Genomic DNA, 14,941 nt, shown 5'->3' with positions numbered 1-14,941 from the left:
GTCACGCGTCCGTCACGCCGTCGTAAAGACCGCCGTCTACCGGTCCCGCTTCAGGGGATCGGCTCAATGTTCGTTTTCACCGAAGAAAAGACGCGGTGGTTTTGCCGCCATATTTTGCCTCACGAGCCCGGATTGCGGATCTGGCTCAGGCGGAAACGCTACGCGGGCATCGATGTCGACGACGTAATCCAGGAAACCTATACCGTTTTGGCCGCGCGCGAACACGTGGGCGACATAAAGAACCCCCGCGCTTACATTTTCCAGGTCGCTCATTCGATCGTCGTGCGCCACATTCGAAGAGCCAAGGTCGTATCGATTCAGGCGATCGAGGAGATGGATGGGTTCGATCCGATCGATGGGGCGGCTTCGCTTGAACAGTCGCTCATAGATCGTGACGAGTTGCGACGATTGGCTGAAGCGATCGCCGCCATGCCCGGCCAAACGCGCCAAGCCTTCATCCTTCGCCGGGTACATGGTCATGCCCAACGCGAGATCGCGCATCAGATGCGTCTGTCGGAAAGCACGGTTGAAAAGCACATCGCGCGAGGCGTTCGTTTTCTGATTGATTGGTACGCAGATGGCGGAAATGGCGCGTCCCAACGCTCTACAGATTTGAAGATGGAGAAACGCGTCCCCCATGGTCGCAAGAGACACAAGTCAGGCCATTGACGACGCCGCAGCGGCTTGGGTCGCGCGGGAGGATCGGGGGCAGCTGTCGAACGAAGATCAAGCTGCGCTGGACGTGTGGCTGCATGCGGATTCCCGCCATGCCGGTGCCCTGTTGCGGGCTCGCGCCATAGGCCTGAGCAGCGAGGCGGCATCGGCTCTCGGCCGGGATTTTGATCCGAGGCGATTCACTAGGTCCACACGGCGTCCTCCCGTGCAAAAGAGCCTATCGCGTCGCCAGTTGATGGTATGGAGCGGTGGAGCGGCGGCCTGCGTTGCCACAGTCGCGGCTGTGGAATTCATCCTCACAGCGCCAACGGCCTACGCGACCGAGCGCGGACAGATGCGTCTAGTTCCGCTGCCCGATGGGTCCACGGTTGTCTTGAACACGGCGTCTCGCGTGACCGTCAGCTACAGCAAGACAAGGCGTCTGGTGCGGTTACTCGAAGGGGAGGCGGACTTCACCGTCCTGGGCGATCAGGGTCGGCCTTTTGTCGTTGAAGTCGGCCATCGCCAGATTGAAGCAGCAGAGGGCAGTGGTTTCCGGATTCGTAAGCTTGAACAAGAGCCGATCGACTTGTTGGTTCACCAAGGTGTTGTCCAGATCGGCGACGACCAGATCGGCCGACGCGATCTGTTACGGTCGGACACGCAGATCACCCTCGGGAGCGGAGGAGACGGGTGCCGAGACTCCCTGCCGCGTCATGTCTCTCCGACCGTAATCAACAGAGAGTTGGCTTGGCGCGAGGGCAAGATCGCATTCGAGGGCGAAAGTCTGGGACAGGCGGCTTCAGCTTTTCAGCGCTACAGCAACGTGCGGATATTGATCGCCAATCCGACGCTGGCGCGCGAACCCGTGTCAGGCCTTTTTTCCGCGAATGATCCGGTTGGTTTCAGCCGAGCCGTCGCCGATCTCTTTGGCGCCCCAATAAGGGTGGAGCGAACTCGCGTAGTGGTCGGCCTGCCGCAGGCTGGCGCATAAAAGTTTCATGACGGATGGCGGAACCCGATCCGCCCAAACCTCTCCCCGATCATAGGTCGCCTCTCAGCGGCACGGGGAAAGATCATGATGTCTCACAAGGCTCTTCTCGCCTGCGGCTCAGCCGTATTTGTCGTCTGCGCGTTTGAGCAGGCACAAGCGCAAACCCGCGACTTCAGCATTCCCGCACAACCGGCGGTGACGGCCATTCCTGAGTTCGCCCGGCAGGCGCGGCTTCAGGTTGTCGCGTCCGCGCGCGATTTGGAAGGCGTGCGCACGCCCGCCATCATAGGCGAACTGAAGGTGCGTGATGCGATGGAGCGACTTATCGCAGGCTCCCCTTTGCGGATTGCGGCCGATACAGGTTCACTCATCACCTTGCGCTCGGTCAGAGCATCGGCGGTGGGCGTGGTGACCGGGACAGTCTCGGATCCCTCTACCCGTGACTATCTGCGCAACGCTGTCGTGAAGATTGACGGCCGCCAAGTCGCCATCTCGGGTGAACGGGGCGAATACAGGGTCGCTGGCGTTCCCGCAGGGGATGTGGAGTTGACGATTGAGTACACAGGTTACGTCCCCGCTCGCACAATAGTCCGTGTGCCTGCCGGAGGGGTGGCGCGGAGCGACGTCGAACTGCGCAGTTCCCTTTCGGCGGCCTCAGATCTATCCGCTACCGAGGTCGCCGAAGTCGTCGTCGTCGGAGCACGAGAGGGCGACGCGCGCGCCATCATGGAGCAGCGCGCCTCCATGAATATCGTCAACACATTGTCGGCAGACAGCTTTGGCGAAATCGGCGACGGCAACCCCGCCGAATTCCTGAAGTATATGCCCGGTGTGGATTTCGACGTGGTGGCTGACGATGTGCCCCGCAACATCTCTCTGAGAGGCCTGCCGTCTCGGTACACCGGCATCACTGTCAATGGCCGGTCATTAGCTGGCGGCGCTGACGCGAATACAAGCACGACCTCCCCAACGTCGCGCCAGTACAGTTTCGAGCAGCTGGCGCTGACGGGGATCGACACCATCAGCGTTTCCAAGACGACCAGCGCTGACATGGACGCCAACGCGCCCGCCGGGACGATCGACATCCGGACGCGCAAGGCCTTCGATCGCCGCGGGCGCAGCGTCACTGTGCAGTTGGGCGCCTCGACCCACACAGGCCTTTGGGATGATTATCAAACGGGTTGGCAGGAAGGCGGCTATGGCGACCGCAAGTTTCTCCCCATGGCTCAAATCACCTACGCTGACGTTTTTCTGGGCGGGCGTTTGGGCGTGACGGCGGGTCTAAGCGACTCCACGACGCTGATCGAACATGTCCAGACCACGGCGGGCCGAAACTACATACCTACCGCTGTCAGTCCCCAGCCTTATGCCGTGACATCGATCGGCAGCGCCTTCTATGACCGAGAATACAATCGCAAGTCCGCGACTTTTGGACTGGACTTCAAGGCCGCTGACAATCTGATCCTATCACTGATCAGCACCTACAATCGCGGCGACATAGAGCCCAGCACCTTCACGCCGACCTTCACGACGCTGGCGCGCACCCGGGGTGTCAGCGGCGGCGGCGACCCCGCGCTCGACTTCACCACAAATGCTGCCGCGACATCGACCACTTTGTCTCTGGCCAACACCTTCACCTACAAGGTGGGCGAAACCACCAGCGTCATTCCCAGTTTCGAGTGGTCGGGCGCTCGCTTCCGCGTGGACGGTTATGCGGCCTATTCGGACTCTAGCAGCCGTTATGATTCAGCGGCTCGGGGTCAGGTTTCGACGTTGCTGAACGCTGTGGAAGCGCGTGGCAACTTCAGTGCGGCGCGCGGCAACCTTCTCGATCAGGATTGGAAGATCCAACAGGTCAGCGGGACTGACTGGGCCGATCCTGCCAGCTTCACGCTCAGCACGGTCAATGGCTCCAACCGACCGCAAATCCGGACCACCTCGGGATCCTCAATCCAGGCCGAGATGCTGGGCGGAGGGCTCAATCTTGAGTTCGATACGACATTCGGCCGACTGCCTGTGACCTGGAAAACGGGCGTGAAACTGGCCCACAACACCTACGATTACGCCAACAACAGCGAAGCCCTTCAGTGGATTTACAGCGGCCCGCTGACCAACACCGAGTTCCTCCGGGCTGTGCAAAGCAGCAATCAGGCCTCGTTCGCCAACAGCGGCATAAGGGTCAGAACACTGTCCGGGAACGGCCTTTATATGCCGAGCCTGACGAAGATCTACGACATGATGCAGGCGAACCCAGGCCAGTGGACCAACGCGGTCACGGCAAGCAACTGGTACAACGCCAACATCGTTAATACCCGCGAATACGAGGAAGACATCGGCGCCGCCTATCTGATGGCGACGGCCGAACTCACGGATCGCCTGACGCTACGGGCGGGTCTGCGAGCTGAAGAAACGACGGGCCGAAGCGCCGATTTCGATCCTCTGAGTGCGCAAGAGGTCATGAGAGCGGGTTATGCGGTCAATGCCGCGACTGGCCGGGCCACCACAATCGCCGGCCTAGAATATCAGTACCTGACGCGCCCTAAAGTTGAGCGAGAAGGGCGGTACACAGACGTTTTTCCAAGTGCATCAGTCCGCTACCGGTTCGACAACAATATCGACTTCATCGTTGGTTATAGCCGGACCATTCAAAGACCTGACGTCAGCTTGCTTGCGGGGGTTTGGTCGACGGCTCTGACCGAAGAGGGCGTCGTGGTCACGGCCCCGAACCCCGAATTGAAGCCGGAATATTCGGACAACGTCTCGGTTCGAGTGGTCAAATATTTCGAACCGGTTGGTCTGATCGGGGTCAACTACTATCGCAACCGCATCAAGAACGGGATCATATCGCGCAGCTTTACAGCCCAGGAGTTCGGCTACGAGGGGACGGAATACGCCGACGCTACCTTTGAGTCCTACACGAACCGGTCTGATCAAGAGGTCGGCATCAATGGCTACGAACTCGAGTTCAACCACGCCATGGACTATCTGCCTGGAGCGCTGCGGGGTCTGTCGGTGCGTGGGTCGTGGCTCTACAGCGATCCTGACGTCGTTCAGGAGCGCGTCTCCACCCAAGTTCGACAATTTGGTTTGAGCTGGCGCCAGGGGCCGGCACGGCTAAATCTGAACAGCGTATGGTCCAATGAGAAGGACCGCGGCCAGACCGGCAACATCGCTACGCCCCAAGGCGTCATCACCCAGTCCCAACCTTTCATTCCCTATCTCGAGGTGAATATCTCGGGCAGCTACACGCTGATCAAAAAGACCCGGGGCAGTTTTATGGGACTGGAGGCCTATTTCAGCGCCAACAACATCTTCGGCAATCATCGCGGTACTTGGTATGACAACAGCGAGATTTGGCCGGGATCGAAGGGTCACCACAGCCAAATCGATATCTACAGCGGACAGAAGGCCACGGTCGGTTTTCGCGCTCGCTTCTGATCTCGACCGCCGGTCGTGCGGGCGTCGACGCCCAATCCCAAATCTCCGCAACAAGCCGCGATTAAGCGACCTTCGAGGCCAAGATGACACCTAGACCTGTTTTAGCCGTCGCCGCTCTTGTCGTGGGCTTCGCCGTCCCCGCCTGGGCGCAAACCATCAATCCCGCTATCGGCGCACCGCTGCGCCCATGGCGGAAGGGCGAGATGGACATTCACCACATCAATACGGGACGAGGGGAGGCCCAGCTACTGATCCTGCCTGATGGCACCAGCCTTCTCGTTGACATGAGTGGCAAGACCGTGGAACGGCCGCCCTTCTCGCTGCCGACACGGCCTGACAGTTCGCGCGCTCCGGGTGAATGGGTGGCGCGCTATCTGCAGCGCGTTCTGCCCCCGTCCGCACCGGGAATCGATTATGCATTGATCAGCCACTTCCACGGCGACCACATGGGCGCGATCGTAGATAGTTCGCCGTGGGCGGCCAATGGCACCTATCGGCTGAGCGGCATCACGGAAGTCGCGGAGCATCTGCCGATCGCAAAGGTGATCGACCGCGCTTGGCCCGACTACGACTATCCGAGGCCGATTTCGGACCGCACGATGACCAACTACCGCACCTTCCTGGCGTGGCAGGCCGAACACAATCATCTTCAAGTGGAGCGATTCCAGCCCGGGCGCGCTAATCAACTGATCCTGGTGCACGACGCCGACGCCTATCCCCAATTCCAGATCCGGAACCTATACGCAAACGGGGTGCTCTGGACCGGACAGGGCGAGGCAACACGCGCTTTGTTCCCTGCCTTTGAGACCTGGCCTGAAGACGACCAGCCGGACGAGAACAAATTCAGCATCGCGTTTCGCGTCAGCTACGGTCCGTTCGACTATTTCACTGGCGGCGACCTGTCTTCGATCAATGAGGAGACAGCGGTCACCCCGCCTGCCTGGGGGGATGTGGAGCCCTCGGTCGGCCAGGCTACTGGGCCGGTCGACGCCATGAAGGCGAACCATCATGGCAGCTGGGATTCCAACAGTATTCCATTTCTGGCGGCGCTTCGTCCCCGGGTGATCGTCATCGGGTCTCGGGCCGACGGGCATCCGTCGGTGAACACCTGGAAACGAATGACCTCGGAACGGGTCTGGCCAGGACAACGCGACATCTTCGTCACCAATGTCTCGCAGGCGACCGCCACAACGACCTACGGCGTAGCGGAGACGGCAAAGAGCACTCAGGGCCACGTGGTTATCCGCGTCACTGAAGGCGGCGACAGCTTTCGCGTCTTCGTGCTGGACGACGCCACTGAAGATATGACGGTGAAGGCCGTTTTTGGTCCCTATCAGAGCAGGTGATCAAAGCGGCTCGGTCATTCCCGCCAAATGACGCCAGGTCGGAGGCAGGTCCCGCCATTCTCCAAGCCAGCTTGGCGCGAACCGGTCGGCTTGATCAGGTTAGCGCCGCTTCCATCACCGGATCGCGCCCTCTTGCGATCGCCTGGGCCGTGCGCGGGATGGTGATGTCCGGCTGAACGCCTGTATCCGGCTGGGGTTGTTGCGGGAATGTACCGATCAGCGGCAGGTCGACTTCAAGGCCGGTGGCAGGTAGCCGCAGGAAGTAGAAGGCGCCGCCGTTTATGCCGCGCCGATTGCCGCCTGTGGTCTCGCCCACGGCTTCGCGTTGCTTGTCGTTGAGGTTCGACCACGCTCGGATCAAACAAGCTGTTCCAGGAGGTTCGCCACGACGTTCGCCCAAAAGCTCGGCGACATCGCACTTCAACGCGTCCGCAGCGAGCATCAGTTTCGATGAAGCGATACGATTTGACCCGGTTTCATACTTTTGGATCTGCTGAACGCTGACGCCAATCGCTGCCCCCAGCCGACGCTGCGTCATACCCACAGCTTCACGGCGGTCGCCGATAGCCTTGCCTATCGCGACGTCCAGTCGTTTTCATAATCGCTCATAAGCCGGAGTAACGGCCCGAGGCCGCGTCAGCGCAAGAACTGTGTCGCAGAGCTGGCGGGCCGCAACCTCCTGTGACCACGGTCACCTTCAATCCGCTCACCGAAAGTCCCGCGTCTTCGGTCTGATCGTGTCGAGGTGGAGATCGGGAATATAGATGTCCCGGACCTTGATCGCGCGAGGGGGCGCGTCGCGCGCATCCGGCGACCCGCCGCGATGGAATTCGTCGCCGCGTCCGTGGGGCAGGGGGAAGGCTTCGCCCCGATCCCCGACTGAAGCGAGCAGGGCCGATGCGTCGTGAAGTTTGGTTGCGACGATGTGGACGACGTCGCCCTCACGCTGAACCTTGCCGTCGACGACCAGCATGGAGGCCGACAGCACGACGCGGCGCTGCTGTTCATAGAGGCTCGGCCAGATGACCAGATTGGCTACGCCGGTCTCGTCCTCGATGGTGATGAACATGACCCCCTTGGCGCTGCCGGGCTTCTGACGGACCAGCACGAGGCCTGCGACGCGCGTCAGCCGACCGTCGCGCATGGCCGTCCCGTCGGCGCAGGTCATGACGTGGCGGGCCTGCAGATCGCCGCGCAGGAAGCTCAGCGGATGATCGCGCAGGGTCAGGCCGATGTGGCTGTAATCCTCGACCACTTCCCGTCCGGGCGTCATCGGCTTGAGGCCAGGATCCGGCTCCAGGATTTCCGGCTTCTGGGCGTGGGCGTGGGCGTCGGCGGCGGCGAACAGGGGGAGGGGGTCGTCCCGCAGCCCCTTGATGGCCCACAGCGCATCCCGACGGTCGAGCGAAAGGGCTGGGCGGAAAGCGTCCGCCTCCGCCAGGCGGACGAGGCTGGCGGTCTGGGCGCCGGCGCGTCGCCACAGGTCGTCGACGGAGCGGAAGGCGCCGTCCGTCCGCGCCGCCAGGAGGCGGCCGGCGTCGCCGTTCACCAGGCCGCGCACCATGCGAAGGCCGAGACGGACAGAAAGCCGGCCATCCTCGCCCGCAGGCTCCAAGGTGCAATCCCAGCGGCTGGCGTTGACGCAGACGGGCCGGATCTCAACGCCGTGCTGCTGGGCGTCACGGACGATCTGCGCCGGCGCATAGAAGCCCATGGGCTGGGCGTTTAGCAGCGCGGCGCAGAAGACATCCGGGTGATGGCATTTAAGCCAGGAGGAGGCGTAGGCGATCAGGGCGAAGGAGGCCGCATGGCTTTCCGGAAAGCCGTAGGAGCCGAACCCTTCCAGCTGGCTGAAGGTCTTCTCGGCGAAGGCGGCGTCATAGCCGCGCTCGACCATGCCGCTGATCAGCTTGTCCTTGAAATGGCTGACCCCGCCGGTGAACTTGAACGTCGCCATGGCCCGGCGAAGCTGGTCGGCCTCCGAAGCGGTGAAGCCGGCGCATTCGATCGCGACCCGCATGGCCTGTTCCTGGAACAGGGGCACGCCCAGGGTCTTGCCCAACACCTTCTCTAGCTCGGGCTTGGGATAGACGACGTCCTCCTTGCCCTCTCTGCGGCGTAGATAGGGATGGACCATGTCGCCCTGGATCGGACCGGGTCGGACGATGGCGACCTCAATAACCAGATCGTAGAAGGTGCGCGGCTTGATGCGCGGAAGCATAGCCATCTGGGCTCGGCTCTCGATCTGGAAGACTCCGAGCGTGTCGGCCTTGCGGATCATCGCATAGGTCTTGGGGTCCTCCGCCGGAATGGTGGCGAGGTCGAGCGCAATCCCCTTGTGCTCGGTCAGGAGGTCGAAGCCGCGCTTCATGCAGCTGAGCATGCCGAGCGCCAGCACATCGACCTTCATGAACTTCAGGACGTCGATGTCGTCCTTGTCCCATTCGATGACCTGGCGATCCTTCATCGCCGCCGGCTCGATCGGGACCAGGTCGTCCAGGCGGTCGTGGGTCAGGACGAAGCCGCCGGGGTGCTGGCTGAGATGGCGCGGGGCGCCGATCAGCTGGCGCGACAGCTCCAGCGCCAGGCGAAGCCGCCGGTCCTCCAGATTGAGATTGAGATCCGCGACATGCTTGTCCTCGACACCCTCGCTGGAATAGCTCCAGACCTGCGACGACAAGGTCTTGATCAGGTCTTCGCTCAAACCCAGCGCCTTGCCGACGTCGCGCAGGGCGCCGCGCGAGCGATAGCGGGTGACGACCGAGCAGAGGGCCGCATGGTTGCGGCCGTAGGTCTCGAAGATCCACTGCATGACGACCTCGCGCCGCTCGTGCTCGAAGTCGACATCGATGTCCGGGGGCTCGCGACGCTCCTGGCTGACGAAGCGCTCGAACAGTAGATCATTCCGGCCCGGGTCGATCGAGGTGATGCCCAGCACGTAACAGACGGCGGAGTTAGCGGCCGAACCACGACCCTGGCACAGGATGTCCTGACTGCGGGCGAAGCGCACGATCGAATGGACCGTCAGGAAATAGGGGGCGTAGTCGAGCTGGCCGATCAGATCGAGTTCGTGCCTAAGCGCTTTGCGCACGCCGTCCGGCAGACCTTCCGGGTACCGATCTGCGGCCCCGGCCCAGGTCAGCTGTTCCAGCGTCTGCTGCGGCGTCATGCCGGGAGTCGAGACCTCGTCGGGATACTGATACGCCAGCTCATCCAGCGAGAACCGACAGCGGTCGGCGATCTCGACTGAGCGGGCCAAGGCCTCGGGATAGGCCTTGAACAGGCGGTGCATCTCGTGGGGCGGCTTCAGATAGCGATCCGCATGGCGTTCGCGCCGGAAGCCCAGTTCGTCGATGGTGCAGCCGTGCCTCACGCAGGTGACCACGTCCTGCAACAGGCGTTGGTCAGGATGATGAAACAGGACGTCGTTGGTCACGACGGTCGGCACGCCGGCTTGGACGGCGAGGTTCGACAGGTCGTGCAGTCGCAATGCGTCCCCTGGGCGTCGTCGCAGCGTCAGGGCGAGATAGCTTCCCGCAGGAAAGGACGCCTTCAGCCGTCGCAGATTGGCGGCGCAAGCCTCGTCCGCCTCGTCCGGAACCAGGATGGCGATCAAGCCCTCCGACCAGTCTTTCAGGTCCGACCAGTCGAGGTGGCATTTGGCCTTGCCGGCGCGGCGCTTGCCTAACGACAGCAGGCGCGTCAGTCGGGAATAGGCCGGTCGATCGGTCGGATAGACAAGCACGCCCGTCCCATCGATCAGATCAAGCCGGCAGCCAACGATCAGCCGTACGCCGGAGGCCTTGGCCGCCTCATGGGCGCGGACAATCCCCGCTAGCGAGTTGCGATCGACGATGGCCAAAGCTTCAAGCCCGCACAGCCGCGCCTGTTCGAACAGCAGTTCGCAACTGCTGGCGCCGCGCAGGAAGGAGAAGTGCGAAGTGGCTTGGAGCTCGACGTATGGCATAGGGATTAAGCGGGTGTTCGACCTCCCCGACAGCACTCCGGCGAGCCGAATGGCAAGCGTCGCCGTGGACAAATGTTTTCTTTTTGTTCTGGTCTTGATATGCATGGCGCATGTCTGGCGTCGCCACCCGCAAGATCGTCCATGTGGACATGGACGCCTTCTTCGCCTCGGTCGAACAGCGAGATGATCCCGCCTTGCGAGGGCGGCCCGTGGCGGTCGGTCATGCGGCGGCGCGCGGCGTGGTCGCGGCCGCCAGCTACGAGGCGCGGCGGTTCGGGGTGCGATCGGCCATGCCCTCGACAACAGCCCAGCGGAAGTGTCCGGACCTCGTCTTCGTCCCGCCGCGCTTCGAGGTCTATCGCGCCGTGTCGGCGCAGATCCATGCGATCTTTGCGGACTACACCGACCTGATCGAACCCCTGTCGCTGGACGAGGCCTATCTCGATGTGACTTCAGATCGGCGCGGCCTGGGGACCGCCTCGGCGACGGCGGAGGAAATCCGGCGGCGTATCCTCGAGGAGACCGGCCTGACGGCTTCGGCAGGCGTTTCGTACAACAAATTCCTGGCCAAGCTGGCGTCGGACCAGAACAAGCCGAACGGCCAGTTCGTTGTGGCGCCAGGGCGCGGCGAGGCCTTCGTCGAGGATTTGCCGGTCCAGCGCTTCCACGGTGTGGGGCCGGTGACGGCCGCCAAGATGGAAGGGCTGGGGATCCGCACCGGCGCAGACTTGCGGCGTCAATCCCTGGCCTTTCTCCAGCATCATTTCGGCAAGTCCGGGCCCTGGTACCACGCCATCGCCCGCGGGCGGGACGACCGGGCGGTCAATCCGGACCGGACTCGCAAATCGAGCGGGTCGGAGACGACCTTCGCCTCCGACCTGACCGATCCGGACGCGATCGAAGCCGGTGTGGCAGCCATGGCTGACGATGTCTGGGCCTGGTGCGAGAAGACCGGAAGTCGGGGACGGACGGTCACCGTCAAGGTCAAATGGGCGGACTTCCAGCAATCGACGCGAAGCCGGTCCCAGTCCGAGCCCGTGGCCTCCCGCCAGGCCCTGCACGAGGTCAGTCGGGTGCTGGTCCGGTCCCTCTACCCGCCAAGCCGGGGCGTGCGCCTGGTCGGGGTAAGCCTGTCCAATCTGCAGACGACCGGCGCTGCGGCGAACCAATTGGTCCTGTCGTGACCGAACTATCGCAGATCGACCTGTTCGGCGATGCACCCGCGCGCACGCCCGTGGTGGCGGGCTTTGACTATTGGGCGGACGTCCTGTCGGCGCCCGAACAGGCCGCGCTAGTCGCCGCGCTCCAGACTCTGGCGTTCAAACCCTATGAACATCTGGGCTACCTGGGTCATCGCCGGATCGCCGCCTTCGACCGCGGGGGCGATGGCGCGGGGTGGCCGGCGTTTCTCTCGACCTTGATGGCGCGCTTGGCGGGTCGCCTCGATCTGGACGGCGCGGCCTTTGTCCAGGTTCTGGTCAATGAATATGCGCCGGGCGCCGGCATCGGCTGGCATCGCGACCGCCCCGTCTACAGAGAGATCCTGGGCCTGTCCCTCCTCGCGCCCTGCGTGATGCGGCTGCGCCGTCGTCAGGGGGCGGGCTTTCTGCGCCGAAATGCGCCGCTGGCGTGCGGCTCGGCCTATCGGTTGTCGGGGGAGGCGCGCGCGGACTGGGAGCATTCGATCACGCCGATGACGGCCTTGCGCTATTCCAACACCTTCCGGACCATGGCCGCCTGACGTTCAATGGCGCGGCCGGCTGGCATAGAAGGATCCGGATCGGCTTAGTCCGCGAGGTCGATCCAGGCCGGCGCATGGTCGCTGGCACCCTCGACGCCGCGGACCGCGCGATCGACCCCGGCGTCGGTCAGGCGTTCGGCTGCAAGCCCGTTGAGAAGCAGGTGGTCGATCCGCAGACCGGCGTCGCGCGACCAGGCCTCCCGGAAATAGGACCAGAAGGTCCAAGGCGGTGGATCGTGCGGGAAGCGCTCGCGCAGGGCGTCGGTCCAGCCCTGGTCGAGCAGGCTCTGGAAGGCGGCGCGGCTCTCGGGTCGGAGCAGGGCGTCGGTCTTCCAAGAGCGCGTATTGTAGATGTCGGCGTCGGTCGGGACGACATTGTAGTCGCCGCAGAGAACGACCGGCGCCTCGGTCGAATAAAGCGACGCCGCGTGAGCGGTGAGCCGTCGGGCCCAGGCCAGCTTATAGTCGAACTTGGGCCCGGGCCTGGGATTGCCGTTGGGCAGATAGAGGCAGCCGATCAGCACGCCGTTCACCGCCGCCTCGATATAACGGGCCTGGCGGTCGTCGGCGGCGCCAGGTAGCCGGCGTCGTGTCACGACCGGCGCGCCGATCCGGCTGAGGATGGCGACGCCGTTCCAGCGCGGTTCGCCGACCCAGACCGCGCTATAGCCGGCCGCCTCGAGCTCGGCGGCCGGGAACTGCGTGTCGGCCGCCTTCAGTTCCTGCAGGCAGACCACGTCCGGCTGGGCCCGTTTCAGCCAGCCGAGGAGGTTGGGCAGGCGACGATTGACGCCGTTGATGTTGAAGGTGGCGATCCGCATCCCGTCATCGCGTCCGCAAGGCCGCCAAGGCCGCGCGCACCGGCGGTGCGAGGGCGTCAGCCATCTTCCCCACCCCAGCGGCGTTAGGATGGATCCGGTCCGGTAAGACATAGGCTGGGTGCAACGCGACACCGTCCATAAGGAACGGCATCAGGGGCACGTTCGCTCTTCGAGCGACCTCGGGATAGACTTTGTCGAACGCCCAGGCGTAAGCGCCGAACCAGGGCGGCGCCCGCATGCCGCTCAGCAGAACGGGGATGTCGCGCCGTCGGAGTTTGTCGATGATCGACAGAAGATTGTCCCTCACGCGGTCGGCCGAGACAAGCTGCATCATGTCGTTGGCGCCTAGGGCGACGACGCAAAGATCCGACTGAGCCGGTACGTCCCGATCAAGCCGTCGCAGGCCGTCCGCTGTCGTGTCGCCGGACACGCCTGCGCCGATGACGCGAACCGGTGGGGTTTCGGTCGCCAGTCGCGCCGCCAGTTGGCGCGGCAAGCTTTCGGCCGCTTTCAGTCCGTAGCCGGCGGTCAGGGAATCGCCAAGAAGCGTTACGACCTGCTCAGCGGTGATCAAGAAATGCTCTCCCGTCGCGGGCGGATGAGGCGGGCAGGCCGAAACCGGACCTGGGGCGGTCGGCGAGCAGTGGGTTCAGCGTCATGGCCTACCCAAAAGCTCGCCGAACCTGGCCTGTTCCTGCCAGATCACCTGAAAACGATCCCGAGCTCCGGCCGTGATGCGCTGAGACGTCTGGCTGTCCATCATCTTCACGGCAGTGGAACTCGAACGAAGGCCGTTGATCAGCCGTGCGGCTTCAGAACGACCTTCGTCCATTCGTTCGGATTGTCGTGGAAGTTCTTGTAAGCTTCTGGCGCCTGCTCCAGGGGCAGGCGGTGGCTGATCAGATCCGTCGTGTCGATCTTTCCGTCCATGACGAGTTCAAGGAGCTGCGGCAGGTATTTCTGCACATGGGTCTGGCCGGTCTTGATCGTCAGACCTTTCTGCATGAGAGCGCCGATCGGCAGCTTGTCGCCGATTCCGCCATACACGCCGGGGATCGATACCCGGCCGCCCTTGCGACAGGCCATGATCGTCTCGCGGAGGACATGTTGGCGATCCGTGCCCAGCTTCGTCTCCTGCTTCACCGCATCGATGATGTTGTCCGGAGAGAATCCATGCGCCTCCATACCGACCGCGTCGATGCAGGCGTCCGGACCGATCCCGGCGGTCATCTCCATCAGGGCTTCGCGAACCTTGACCTCATGATAGTTGAGCACTTCCGCGCCGTTCGCCTTGGCGAGCTCCAGTCGGCGTGGATGATGGTCGATGGCGATGATGCGGCCGGCGCCCATCAATCTGGCGCTCTTGATGGCGAACAGGCCGACCGGGCCGCAGCCCCAGATCGCCACCGTGTCGCCGGGCTCGATCTCCGCGTTCTCGGCCGCCATCCAACCCGTGGGGAAGATGTCGGACAGGAACAGCACCCGCTCATCCTCGATCCCGTCCGGGACCACGACAGGGCCGACATCGGAATAGGGGACGCGGACGTATTCCGCCTGGCCGCCAGCGTAGCCGCCGGTCAAGTGCGAATAGCCGAACAGGCCGGCGGCCGGATAGCCGTAGGCGATCTCGGAAGCGTCAGACTTGTCAGCCGGATTGGAGTTGTCGCAGGCCGAGAACTGCTGCTTGCCGCAATGGAAGCAGGAGCCGCAGGCGATCACGAAGGGGACGACGACCTTTTGGCCGACCTGAAGGCTCGTATTGCCACGGCCGATCTCAACGACCTCGCCCATGAACTCATGGCCGAGGATGTCGCCATTGGACATGCCGGGGATCACGCTATCGTAGAGGTGCAGGTCTGATCCGCAGATGGCGGTCGCCGTAATCTTGATGATCGCATCGCGGGGATTGACGATCTGGGGATCGGGGACCGTGTCCACCTGAACATTGTGTTTGCCGTGCCAAGTCAGGGCGCGCATGGG

General features: G+C 63.3%; 10 protein-coding genes and 2 pseudogenes. 6 read left to right on the top strand and 6 right to left on the bottom strand.

Annotated features, from left to right (window positions below; all coding sequences use genetic code 11):
* Nucleotides 1-66 precede the first annotated feature (66 nt).
* The 4 genes from ASF31_RS14235 to ASF31_RS05395 all read left to right on the top strand — a co-directional run bounded on the left by ASF31_RS14235 (nucleotide 67) and on the right by ASF31_RS05395 (nucleotide 6,432).
* Nucleotides 67-669, top strand: a complete 603-nt coding sequence (locus tag ASF31_RS14235) for an RNA polymerase sigma factor (protein WP_082465031.1) — start codon at nucleotides 67-69, stop codon at nucleotides 667-669.
* Nucleotides 638-1,648, top strand: a complete 1,011-nt coding sequence (locus ASF31_RS05405; protein WP_055753688.1) for a FecR domain-containing protein — start codon at nucleotides 638-640, stop codon at nucleotides 1,646-1,648. Before ASF31_RS14235 ends, ASF31_RS05405 begins: the two co-directional genes overlap by 32 nt.
* Before the next feature lie 84 nt (nucleotides 1,649-1,732).
* A complete protein-coding gene (locus ASF31_RS05400) occupies nucleotides 1,733-5,086 on the top strand; it encodes a TonB-dependent receptor domain-containing protein (RefSeq protein ID WP_082465030.1) in 3,354 nt (1,117 codons plus the stop codon).
* 83 nt (nucleotides 5,087-5,169) lie between these two features.
* On the top strand, nucleotides 5,170-6,432 hold the full coding sequence (locus ASF31_RS05395; protein ID WP_082465029.1) for a ComEC/Rec2 family competence protein: 1,263 nt from the start codon (nucleotides 5,170-5,172) through the stop codon (nucleotides 6,430-6,432).
* Between the two features lie 94 nt (nucleotides 6,433-6,526).
* Here the strand turns inward: ASF31_RS05395 and ASF31_RS14920 are convergent.
* The 3 genes and pseudogenes from ASF31_RS14920 to ASF31_RS05385 form a co-directional block, all read right to left on the bottom strand.
* Nucleotides 6,527-6,748, bottom strand: a pseudogene (locus tag ASF31_RS14920) (peptidase S41); the annotation flags it as partial.
* 93 nt (nucleotides 6,749-6,841) lie between these two features.
* Nucleotides 6,842-6,997, bottom strand: a pseudogene (locus ASF31_RS14915) (helix-turn-helix domain-containing protein); the annotation flags it as partial.
* Nucleotides 6,998-7,138: 141 nt separating this feature from the next.
* Nucleotides 7,139-10,399, bottom strand: coding sequence for an error-prone DNA polymerase (locus ASF31_RS05385; RefSeq protein ID WP_055753684.1), 3,261 nt, complete (start codon nucleotides 10,397-10,399; stop codon nucleotides 7,139-7,141).
* A 110-nt stretch (nucleotides 10,400-10,509) separates the two neighbouring features.
* On the opposite strand from ASF31_RS05385, the gene dinB reads away from it, so the two are divergent.
* On the top strand, nucleotides 10,510-11,583 hold the full coding sequence (dinB, locus tag ASF31_RS05380) for a DNA polymerase IV (protein WP_055753683.1): 1,074 nt from the start codon (nucleotides 10,510-10,512) through the stop codon (nucleotides 11,581-11,583).
* Nucleotides 11,580-12,140: an alpha-ketoglutarate-dependent dioxygenase AlkB gene (locus tag ASF31_RS05375; protein WP_082465027.1), complete on the top strand. Its 561-nt coding sequence runs from the start codon at nucleotides 11,580-11,582 to the stop codon at nucleotides 12,138-12,140. The genes dinB and ASF31_RS05375 overlap by 4 nt, the downstream gene beginning before the upstream one ends.
* 44 nt (nucleotides 12,141-12,184) lie before the next feature.
* Here ASF31_RS05375 and ASF31_RS05370 read toward each other — a convergent pair whose 3' ends face one another.
* From ASF31_RS05370 to ASF31_RS05360, 3 genes are all read right to left on the bottom strand, one after another.
* Nucleotides 12,185-12,961, bottom strand: a complete 777-nt coding sequence (locus ASF31_RS05370; protein ID WP_055753682.1) for an exodeoxyribonuclease III — start codon at nucleotides 12,959-12,961, stop codon at nucleotides 12,185-12,187.
* Between the two features lie 4 nt (nucleotides 12,962-12,965).
* Nucleotides 12,966-13,535 carry an arylesterase gene (locus ASF31_RS05365; protein WP_235551252.1) on the bottom strand — a complete coding sequence of 190 codons (570 nt, stop codon included), beginning with the start codon at nucleotides 13,533-13,535 and terminating at the stop codon, nucleotides 12,966-12,968.
* 224 nt (nucleotides 13,536-13,759) lie between these two features.
* On the bottom strand, nucleotides 13,760-14,938 hold the full coding sequence (locus tag ASF31_RS05360; RefSeq protein ID WP_055753681.1) for a zinc-dependent alcohol dehydrogenase: 1,179 nt from the start codon (nucleotides 14,936-14,938) through the stop codon (nucleotides 13,760-13,762).
* Nucleotides 14,939-14,941: the final 3 nt, after the last annotated feature.

This window comes from Brevundimonas sp. Leaf280 (assembly GCF_001422455.1).
Classification (GTDB): Bacteria; Pseudomonadota; Alphaproteobacteria; order Caulobacterales; family Caulobacteraceae; genus Brevundimonas.
The sequence above is the reverse complement of the archived record's forward strand: the minus strand, read 5'-3'. Positions and strand labels throughout refer to the sequence as shown.